This window comes from Candidatus Liberimonas magnetica (assembly GCA_020523885.1).
Taxonomy (GTDB): domain Bacteria; phylum Elusimicrobiota; class Endomicrobiia; order Endomicrobiales; family JAFGIL01; genus Liberimonas; species Liberimonas magnetica.
This window is the reverse complement of the sequence record JAJAPY010000004.1, coordinates 258359-268762: the sequence shown is the minus strand read 5'-3', so window position 1 is coordinate 268762 and position 10404 is coordinate 258359. Positions and strand designations below refer to the sequence as shown.

The window sequence follows — 10404 nt, the reverse complement described above, 5'->3', positions numbered from 1 at the left end:
AAATTGTAATCGGGAACAGGGGCTGGGGAGGTGCGGTTGTTATAGTTAGAGGAAATGGGTCTGAAATAGAGAATTGCATAATAAATCATGCTTTTTACGGCCTTCTTGCTTTAAAGGGTGCAGCAATAAGCGTAAAAGATAGTAGTTTTAAGGACAATAAGATCGGATTTTGGTTATATAAACAAAGTTTATGTGAAATTTATAAGAACAGTTTCACAAATAATATTATAGGGATTTATTGTGCTGGCGGGGAAAATATAAAAATAAATACAAATATAATTATTAGGAATAAGGTTAGAGGAATTATTTTCGTCAAGGTGCGAGACTCTCTGGCATATGATAATACTATAAATGGCAGTGATGTAGGGATTGATGTTTGGGGTTGTAATAGAACGAATATTATTGAAAATACAATAAATAAAAACAATGTAGGTGTTTTAAATTGTGCTGCAAAAGAAACTGTTATAAAAAATAATAAATTAAACTATAATAAAAATATTGCGGTTTATGGCGACGAAAGGAACAGGGGATGCATAATCAGTGATAATATTTTATTAAACAACCAATCTGCAATTAGATTTCAGGATGACGGGGATAAAATAATCATAGAAAAAAATATCGTAAAAAATGGAGACCATGGCATTTCAATAAATGGTAAAACCCGGGCAACAATAAATAATAATTCTATTATAACAAAAATAAGCGGTGCAGAGTGTTCGGATAATAGTATCGTGTCTGTAGCGAATAATGATATTACTGTTAGCAGAATAGGCTCTTGTATAAGATACAGCGTGAATGCAAAAGGGGCAATCAATAAAAATAAATTGGTTGGTAATATTGGGATAGAAATGTTGGGGGTTAACCGGGTAAAGATCGATGGAATAAAGATAGAAGCTATAAATCAAGGGGTAACTATTAAAGATCTAAGAAATGTAGATATATTAAATAGTATTATAGCCTGCAAGAATGGCAATTGTATAGAATATGATATGAGTTCGACCGGGGCAGTAAAGAGAAACAGGTTAAATGGCCTGACAGGTATACAGTTGCTGGGGAATGCAGAAGTCTACGTTGAAAAAAATGACATTAAAACCATAAATTATGGCGTAAATTGTTCTCATGAGGCTAAAGCACAAATTAAAAGAATTGAAATTGAAAGTTTAAATAATGGCATAGAAGTTTATAATTTATGCAGTGTAAATATAACGGATACGGCTATCAATTCTAAAAAAGGTATTTGCATAAAATATGATATGAATGCAAGCGGGATGGTTCATAATACAAGTTTATCCGGGAACAAAGGATTTAAAGCCGGCGGAGGAAGCCAGGTCGAAATAAATAAAATCAATATAAAAACAGAAAATGCAGGGATAAGTGCTCATGAAATAAGTAATGTAAAAATAACTGATTCGGATATAACATGCAGGAAAGGAGTTTGTGTAAAATATGATATGGATGCAAGCGGAATAGTCTGTAATACTAATGTATCGGGGCATAAAGGCTTGGAAACCAACGGGGGAAGCCAGGTTGACATAAGTAAAAGCCATATAAAATCAGAGAGCATTGGAATTAATGTCTATGAAATAAGCAATGTAAATATAAATGATTCAAAAATAATATGTAAAAAAGGTGTTTGTGTGAAATATGACATGGATGCAAGAGGAATAGTTTGTAATACCAGTATGTCTGGGAACAAAGGCTTGGAGGCTAACGGGGGAAGCCAGGTTGAAATCAGTAAAAGCAATGTAAAATCAGAGGATATAGGTTTGAGTGTTTATGATATTAGCAATGTAAATATCGTCGATTCTAAAATAGCATGCGGAAAAGGTGTTTGTATAAGGTATTCGATGAATACAACCGGAATAATCGGCTCTAATACATTGAACGGGACTAAAGGTATAGAGGTTATAGACAGTAGCAATATCACGATCAAAGACAATAAGCTGTATGCAAAAGTGAGGGGAATATTATATAAAGACAGCAGCAGCGGGACAATAGAGAATAATGAGATAAGCGGGAAGAGTGAGAATATAGGGATGGAAATATCAGGGCATGCAGAGTTGGAAATAAAAGGCAACAGCATCACAGCTGTTGAGAAGGGGATGATATGCATAGAAGAATCTCTGGTAAAAGTTGAAGGCATTAAAATAGAAAGCGAGAACACGGCCATAGAAGTAAATGACATAAGCAATGTGAATATTTACGATAGCAGCCTTAACAGTAAGAATGGTATTTGCATTAAATATTCGATGAATACAATAGGGGTAGTAAAAAAGAACAGCCTGGCAGGGTTAAAAGGAGTGGAGGTTGGCGGCAGCTGTCAGGTAGAAATAGCCAATAATAATATTGAGGCCCAGGCTTTCGGGATAGAATATAAAGAACAAAGCAGCGGTATAATAGAAGACAACAACATAGTTGGGCATACGAAGACGATAGGTATAGAGATCAACAACATCTCGGAAGTTGCAATAAAACGGAATAAGATAAACGGAGTAAGTTACGGTATTCGTTATAGCGACGAGTCAAAGATAGAATCCTTAAGGAATGAAATAATTGCAAAACAATATTCATATTTTGAAAATAAGGCAATAGAAAATAATGATATTTCTTTAAATGTAACCAAAAAAGGCCGGATGTTTTCCGGTGATATTAGTTTATTCTATAATTTTGTAAGGAATATTGTTTTAAGTACCAGGCAGTACGGTATTTTTAATATAATTTACAGGCAGATATATTTTATTAGCCTGAAGGTCCTGAAATTGTATTTTAATAAAAGCGGGGATATAAGCGGGATATATTTAAGAAGAGGGTTGACTTCGAATGACTGGATACCCGGTGCGAGCGACATAGATTTATTGTTCAGGTTAAGCAAAGTAGATAACGAGGATGAAGTCAAGTTAATAAACAGAATAAATAAAGCCTATAACTTATTAAAGGTGATATTTCCCTTTTATGGTGAATTTCAAATAGTGACGATAGAAGAATTTGACAGGTTTACTAAATCCGGGAGCATCAGGTCCCTAGAATTTATGAATAAAGCGAAATTGATAAGTGGGAGTCTAGAGAAGATAGAGAACAAAATAGATATTAAGAGCAGGTCCGTCACGCTAAGCGCTTTGACAGAAATGATTAATTCATATTTTAAATTAAATGATATCTTTTTTAACAACGACAAAAGCCTAGCTTCCAAGCTGTTATTTGTAAAATCGGTAATAGACATTATCAAATATTATATCTATACGAACGCTAAAGAAACGGATTGTTTTATAAATAGCTCAACGAATACATGCATCGTTTATTCCATGAATACAACCGGAATAATTTGTTCAAATGTTTTAAACGGAAATAAAGGAATAGTGGTTATAGACAGCAGCAATATCACGATCAAAGACAATAAACTGTACACGAAAGTGAGGGGAATATTATATAAAGACAGCAGCAGCGGGACAATAGAGAATAATGAGATAAGCGGGAAGAGTGAGAATATAGGGATGGAAATATCAGGGCATGCAGAGTTGGAAATAAAAGGCAACAGCATCACAGCTGTTGAGAAGGGGATGATATGCATAGAAGAATCTCTGGTAAAAGTTGAAGGCATTAAAATAGAAAGCGAGAACACGGCCATAGAAGTAAATGACATAAGCAATGTGAATATTTACGATAGCAGCCTTAACAGTAAGAATGGTATTTGCATTAAATATTCGATGAATACAATAGGGGTAGTAAAAAAGAACAGCCTGGCAGGGTTAAAAGGAGTGGAGGTTGGCGGCAGCTGTCAGGTAGAAATAGCCAATAATAATATTGAGGCCCAGGCTTTCGGGATAGAATATAAAGAACAAAGCAGCGGTATAATAGAAGACAACAACATAGTTGGGCATACGAAGACGATAGGTATAGAGATCAACAACATCTCGGAAGTTGCAATAAAACGGAATAAGATAAACGGAGTAAGTTACGGTATTCGTTATAGCGACGAGTCAAAGATAGAATCCTTAAGGAATGAAATAATTGCAAAACAATATTCATATTTTGAAAATAAGGCAATAGAAAATAATGATATTTCTTTAAATGTAACCAAAAAAGGCCGGATGTTTTCCGGTGATATTAGTTTATTCTATAATTTTGTAAGGAATATTGTTTTAAGTACCAGGCAGTACGGTATTTTTAATATAATTTACAGGCAGATATATTTTATTAGCCTGAAGGTCCTGAAATTGTATTTTAATAAAAGCGGGGATATAAGCGGGATATATTTAAGAAGAGGGTTGACTTCGAATGACTGGATACCCGGTGCGAGCGACATAGATTTATTGTTCAGGTTAAGCAAAGTAGATAACGAGGATGAAGTCAAGTTAATAAACAGAATAAATAAAGCCTATAACTTATTAAAGGTGATATTTCCCTTTTATGGTGAATTTCAAATAGTGACGATAGAAGAATTTGACAGGTTTACTAAATCCGGGAGCATCAGGTCCCTAGAATTTATGAATAAAGCGAAATTGATAAGTGGGAGTCTAGAGAAGATAGAGAACAAAATAGATATTAAGAGCAGGTCCGTCACGCTAAGCGCTTTGACAGAAATGATTAATTCATATTTTAAATTAAATGATATCTTTTTTAACAACGACAAAAGCCTAGCTTCCAAGCTGTTATTTGTAAAATCGGTAATAGACATTATCAAATATTATATCTATACGAACGCTAAAGAAACGGAATTTATAGGCAGGACAGCTGTTTTAGATTATTTTATAAATAATTGTGGCGATAAAGACGACATGGGGCTAGTGAATAAATTGAGGGATGCCTGGGTAAACAATATTGAGCTGAAAGAATCTGATTACAAGGACGCATTTTTGTTTATAATAGGTTATCTTGAATCAGTGCTTCCTGGTTTAATTAGTGGGTTGGATGGCCCTGGCAATAGGGAGGATGTAAAGTATAAATACGGTGATATAAAATATTATAATGTGATCGATATAAACCAGGTATCCAGGTGGGAAAGGTTATGTAAGGAGATAATTCAAATTTCGGCAGGGGATGTAAAAAGCATAATTTTTGACAGCCCTGGTTATTTATATATAATCATCAAGGCTTTAGCCTTTAAAAAACCTGAGTTTTTAAAAAGGCTGGCCTTTTTACATGATAATTTAAAAGTGATAGATTTTTCGAAAAACACTCCGATGGCCGTACTTACGGACAATATGTTCCAGGCAATTCAGTTTTCCTTACATTTGGAAACGCCGTTTAATTATTTTAAATTACTGGGCAATAACGCTATCAGCCTATCAAATACCGGGGAAGAAGAAAGGTGGCAATATATGGTTAGGAAAGATGATTATAGAAAGCCATCGGATGATATCCTGGGTCTGCTTATTAAAGAATCTATTAATATATTGAATTTATCGTTAAGGATGTACGGCGGCAAACAATTAGAAAATAAGAGGCGATCATTGATATATTTATATAATAGGATTTTAAGTTTACATTTAGCCGTAGATAAAAATATTATTGTGGAACCGTATATTTCTAATATTTTAAATTATTATAAAGAATATTATCCTGAACACAGCATAAATATAGATAATTTTAAGGATAAATACTTAAATAAATCGAATTATACCGTTAATCTCATGTCAAGTCGGGAAATATTTAGAGATAACTATGGTTTTTTAAGGGATATCTTGAATAAATTGAATATGAATTATGAATGAAATAAATATAATTCAAAAAAACAAAGAAGATAATGATGCGGAAGTGAGATTGCATAAAATCAGATTGCGGACAACTCCACAGTATATTACAATCGGGGCTCACGCAAAATGCAATGCAAACTGCGTATTTTGCCTCGGAGGCGATTTCCCGAACTTTAGTCTTCAGGTATACAAAGATTTATTTGAAAATAGAATAGGTAAGGTCCTTAAAAAAGCAGACCATATTGGATTTTGCGGTTTTGGTGAAATATTTCTGATACCTGAGTTTATAAATTACTTAGAATATATAAATATTAAATTACCAGATAATACAAAAGTATTTACTACGAACGGAATATCGATAAATTCGGAAATATCAGATATAATTACCGACGGCAAGTATTCCCTGTTGATATCTTTACATGCCGCGGACAAGAAATTACATGAGTCTATGACCAGGACAAAAGCCTGGGATAAAATAATATCAAATATAAAGAAATTAATAGAGATAAAAAAAATAAAGAGAAGTACTCTGCATATCAATTTAATATTCTTGGCCACAACTATAAACATTGAAAACCTCCCAGATTTTATAAAATTAGCAAAACAGATCGGCGTAGATACTGTAACATGCAACTATTTAACTATTTTTAATCCTGACCAGATAAAATTGTCATGTTTTTTTAATCCGGAGAAGACAAACAAAATATTAAAAGATGCAGAGGCTTTGGCATTAAAATTAAATATGTCTTTAAATTTACCGCCAAAGTTCGGGATTTATGATAATAAAGTTAAAAATAAACCTCCCTGTTATGATCCATGGAACTTTTTTTACGTTGAAACGCAGGGGTCTGTAAACCCCTGTTGTTTTGCCGGTAATCACATAGGATATTTAGAAAAACAGGAGTTTTATGATATATGGAACGGGCCGGGCTATACGAAACTGCGGGAAGGTTTAATAAACGATGAACCTCATTCCTGGTGCAGGGATTGCTATAGATATGATTTGAATAATATAAATAATATTAAATCCCATATAACTTTTAGGCCGGAAGCACAAGCGGAGATATTGTTATATCTTGAGAAACACAAAAATGAATATCCGATATCTAATAAAAAAATATAACTATAAATTGATCGAATTACAAAAACGGCTAAGGACTCAAATTGTAATAGGGTATCCTTACTGGCTGACGATTGACCCATCTAATATCTGTAATTTAAAATGTGTGTTCTGCCCTACCGGTCAAAGAAGAGGTACCAGGGTACAGGCAACATTGTCATTTAATGATTATAAGAAAATAATAGATAAGCTGGGGCCGTATCTTTTTCATATCGATTTTTGTAACTGGGGTGAGCCGCTTTTAAATAAAGATATTTCCCGGATGATAACTTATACCAAAGAAAGGTTCAGTCCTGAAATAAAATTGGATACAAATTTGAATGTTGAGCTTTCTAAAGATGATGCCGTTGCATTGATAAAGTCTGGAGTAGACTGGATTTCTGCTTCTATAGATGGTGCTAGTCAAGAAGTTTATGAAATTTATAGAAGGGATGGAAACTTTGAAAAAGCATTAAGTAATTTGAAATTATTAGTTAAGGTAAAAAAGGATTTAAACAAGGAAATTCCTCATATACACTGGCAATTCCTGGTTTTTAAGCATAATGAACATGAAATTGATAAAGCAAAAGCTATGGCTAAAGAAATAGGAGTTGATTCTATAGGTTTTACAGCGCCTTTCTGTTCTCCCGAATGGGTTTCAAATAAGGATGAATTTAACAGATACAAAGTAGTAGAGGATAAAATAGAATTTAAACCAGTAGAACAAATATGCGGCTGGTTGTGGGATGGTATAACTATAAATGCTGACGGTTCTGTTTCTCCTTGTTGTTCAGTAGAAGATCAGAAAGACGATTTTTATGAATTCTTTAAAAAACCTTTCTGGATGATCTGGAACGGAAAGAAATACAGGGTTGCACGTAAATTTGTTAAAGACAGGACAAAGCCAAAGGAAAATAATGTTTGTACGAACTGCGACCATATAGGAGTAAGTAACCATGCAAAAATCAGCATCGATTGAAGAAAGAGAAATTGTTTTGAAGAATAATATTTTAAATAGTAGGGAATTTACAGATAGGAAACTTACCCTTGAATCCTATCCAAGATACGTCTTTGTACAGCTGGATGCGCCCTGCAATCAGGATTGTTTGTTCTGTTCAAGGCCTGCGGTTTATAGCTATTTCAACTTTGAGGAATTCAAGTGTAATTATGAAAAAAAACTTTTACCGGTACTTACCAGGGCAGAAAGAATAAACCTGACCGGATCAGGCGAGCTTCTTCTTTTGCCGGAAGCAAAAAAAATACTTGGGTATTTCAACCAGTTCAAATATGCAGAAAAAATGTTTGCAACAAATGGAAGTTCATTAACTCCCAAGATGGTTGATTTTATTCTTGAAAGCGGCAATATTTACACAATCCATGTGTCAATTCACTCAAGCAACGAGGTTACCCATGAAACAATGACAAAATCAAAGAATTACGGGGTTTTAATCTATAATTTAGAGCATTTAAAGAGATCTAAAGGAAACAATTTAAGGATAAACTTCATATTCCTTGCAACGACAAAAAATATAGAAAATTTGCCGGATTTTATTGATTTTGCAAAAGATTTTGATGCTAATTCAGTGATAGTTTATTATAACTACGTTTACAGGCTTGATCAAAAAGATCTCTCTTGTTATTTCATCAAAGAAAAAACTAATAAAATATTGGACCTGGCAAAAGATAAAGCTCAGAAAAATAATATTAACGTAATATTGCCTCCGAGGTTCGGGAATGGCCATAGCTTAAATCATCAGCTATGCAGTGAAGCCTGGACTCAATTAATGATAAATCCTGAAGGCGATATTATTACTTGCGATGTTGCAGGAGATTCAAAGGAGAGTTTAAAAAACAAAGAATTTATGGATGTCTGGAATGGCGATTATTACAAAAACATCAGAAAAAAGCTGATAGATGGCAAATATTCATGTTCTCAATACTGTTTTAGAGCTAACCCTTCTTCTGTTAATGATTTTAAATCTCATATAATAACCCGTGGAAAAAATGATGAAGAAATAAATAAGTTACTGGAGGGAGCATGAGAGTCGCTTTGATCCAGTGCCCGGTCTGGGGGACAAGGGAACCACCTTTGTCAATCGTACAATTGAGTGCATGCCTTAAAAGTAAAGGTCATGAAGCTAAATCTTATGACCTAAATAACTATTTATATACTAAAAGAGAAGATAACATGAAGAACTTGTGGGCATGGGAACAGTCATCTTTTTGGTATGATAAAAACAGTGTAAATGAGTTCTTTTTGTCTATGAATAATATTATAAATAGTTTTACTGAAAATATATTAAAGCATGCGCCAAGAATGGCGGCTTTTTCCATTACTTCTTCGACATATTGGGCAAGCATTCAATATGCCAAGGAGTTGAAAGAAAAAAATAAAGACTTATTAATAATCTTTGGCGGCCAGATATTCAACGAGAAATGTTATATTGAAAAAATATTTAAGGAATCTCCTGTTGATTACGTAATTCCCGGAGAAGGGGATAGGGCATTCCCTGAATTATGCCAGGAGATGGACAAAAGCGGCTCTTTACGAGATTGCTTAGGGGTATATATAAGAGATAAAGAAAAAACCTTCTATACAGGTGACAGGAAACCTATGAATAACCTGGACAGCCTGCCGTATATGGATTTTTCTGATTTAAAAATAGAAGATTATGATGATAAAGAGCACTTTGCCATAATGAGTTCAAGAGGATGTGTATGGGATTGCAGTTTTTGCAGTTCAAGAAGTTTCTGGGGCACTTACAGGGAAATGAATGCAGAAAGGCTGCATCAGGAAATAAGTTTTCATAAATTATCGTATCCTGAGATTTGCCATATAGATTTTCAGGACCTGGTTTTTAATGCGAATGTATCAAGGACAGAAGAATTTTGCGACCTGATGATAAAATATCCCCCGTACGGAACAAAGATTCTCTGGGTGGCAAATGCGATTATAAACAAAAAGATGACAACGAATATTGTTCAGAAAATGGCAAAAGCAGGATGTAAGCACTTGATTTTCGGAATAGAATCCGGCTCTGCCAGGATTTTAAAGCTGATGAACAAAAAATATGATATTAAAGATGCTAAAAGGATAATAAAAGATGCTTGTGAATCAGGGATCAGGGTTACAGGCAATTTTATGTTTGGATTTCCAGGCGAAACAGAAAATGATTTTCACTTAACGCTGGATTTTATTAAGGACATGGGAAAATATTTCACCAGGGTATATCCGAGCAGGACTTATTGTGCGATCGAAGAAAACAGCAAATTGCATACTGAACCCGGTAAGTTTATGATAAAGACGCCGTTTTCACATCATCTTTATTGGGAGACCCTAGACGGGAAAAATACCTACCCTGTAAGATTAAAAAGATGCAAGGAATTCGAAAAATTGTGCCTGGACCTGGGCGTGCAGGTTGATAACGGGGTTAGGACCACGGTAGAACTGGACGAATGGTTTAACCTCGGCAGTTATTATGAATATATTAATGAATACGATACTGCACTGGAATATTTTAGAAAATATCAAAAACTTGACCCAAAAAACGAGGCAGTCCTTAATAGGATAAAATCAATAGATACAAAAATCCTAAATAAAACAGTATAGCC

Annotated in this window: 5 protein-coding genes; all 5 read left to right on the top strand. The window is 34.0% G+C overall.

Annotated features, from left to right (window positions below; all coding sequences use genetic code 11):
* A partial coding sequence (locus LHV68_04960; GenBank protein MCB4791219.1) for a right-handed parallel beta-helix repeat-containing protein occupies positions 1-5711 on the top strand: 5711 nt, incomplete at its 5' end.
* Positions 5704-6816, top strand: a complete 1113-nt coding sequence (locus LHV68_04955) for an SPASM domain-containing protein (GenBank protein MCB4791218.1) — start codon at positions 5704-5706, stop codon at positions 6814-6816. The genes LHV68_04960 and LHV68_04955, both read left to right, overlap by 8 nt.
* A complete protein-coding gene (locus LHV68_04950; protein ID MCB4791217.1) occupies positions 6785-7771 on the top strand; it encodes a radical SAM protein in 987 nt (328 codons plus the stop codon). The genes LHV68_04955 and LHV68_04950 overlap by 32 nt, the downstream gene beginning before the upstream one ends.
* A complete protein-coding gene (locus tag LHV68_04945; protein MCB4791216.1) occupies positions 7749-8834 on the top strand; it encodes a radical SAM protein in 1086 nt (361 codons plus the stop codon). The genes LHV68_04950 and LHV68_04945 overlap by 23 nt, the downstream gene beginning before the upstream one ends.
* Complete coding sequence (locus tag LHV68_04940; protein MCB4791215.1) at positions 8831-10402, top strand: radical SAM protein; 1572 nt, start codon at positions 8831-8833, stop codon at positions 10400-10402. Before LHV68_04945 ends, LHV68_04940 begins: the two co-directional genes overlap by 4 nt.
* Positions 10403-10404 lie beyond the last annotated feature (2 nt).

What these genes read in the sequence shown, in the direction of transcription:
- LHV68_04955 (MCB4791218.1), top strand. Translation starts at nt 5,704, where the DNA reads ATGAATGAAATAAATATAATTCAAAAAAACAAAGAAGATAATGATGCG.
- LHV68_04950 (MCB4791217.1), top strand. Translation starts at nt 6,785, where the DNA reads ATGAATATCCGATATCTAATAAAAAAATATAACTATAAATTGATCGAA.
- LHV68_04945 (MCB4791216.1), top strand. Translation starts at nt 7,749, where the DNA reads ATGCAAAAATCAGCATCGATTGAAGAAAGAGAAATTGTTTTGAAGAAT.
- LHV68_04940 (MCB4791215.1), top strand. Translation starts at nt 8,831, where the DNA reads ATGAGAGTCGCTTTGATCCAGTGCCCGGTCTGGGGGACAAGGGAACCA.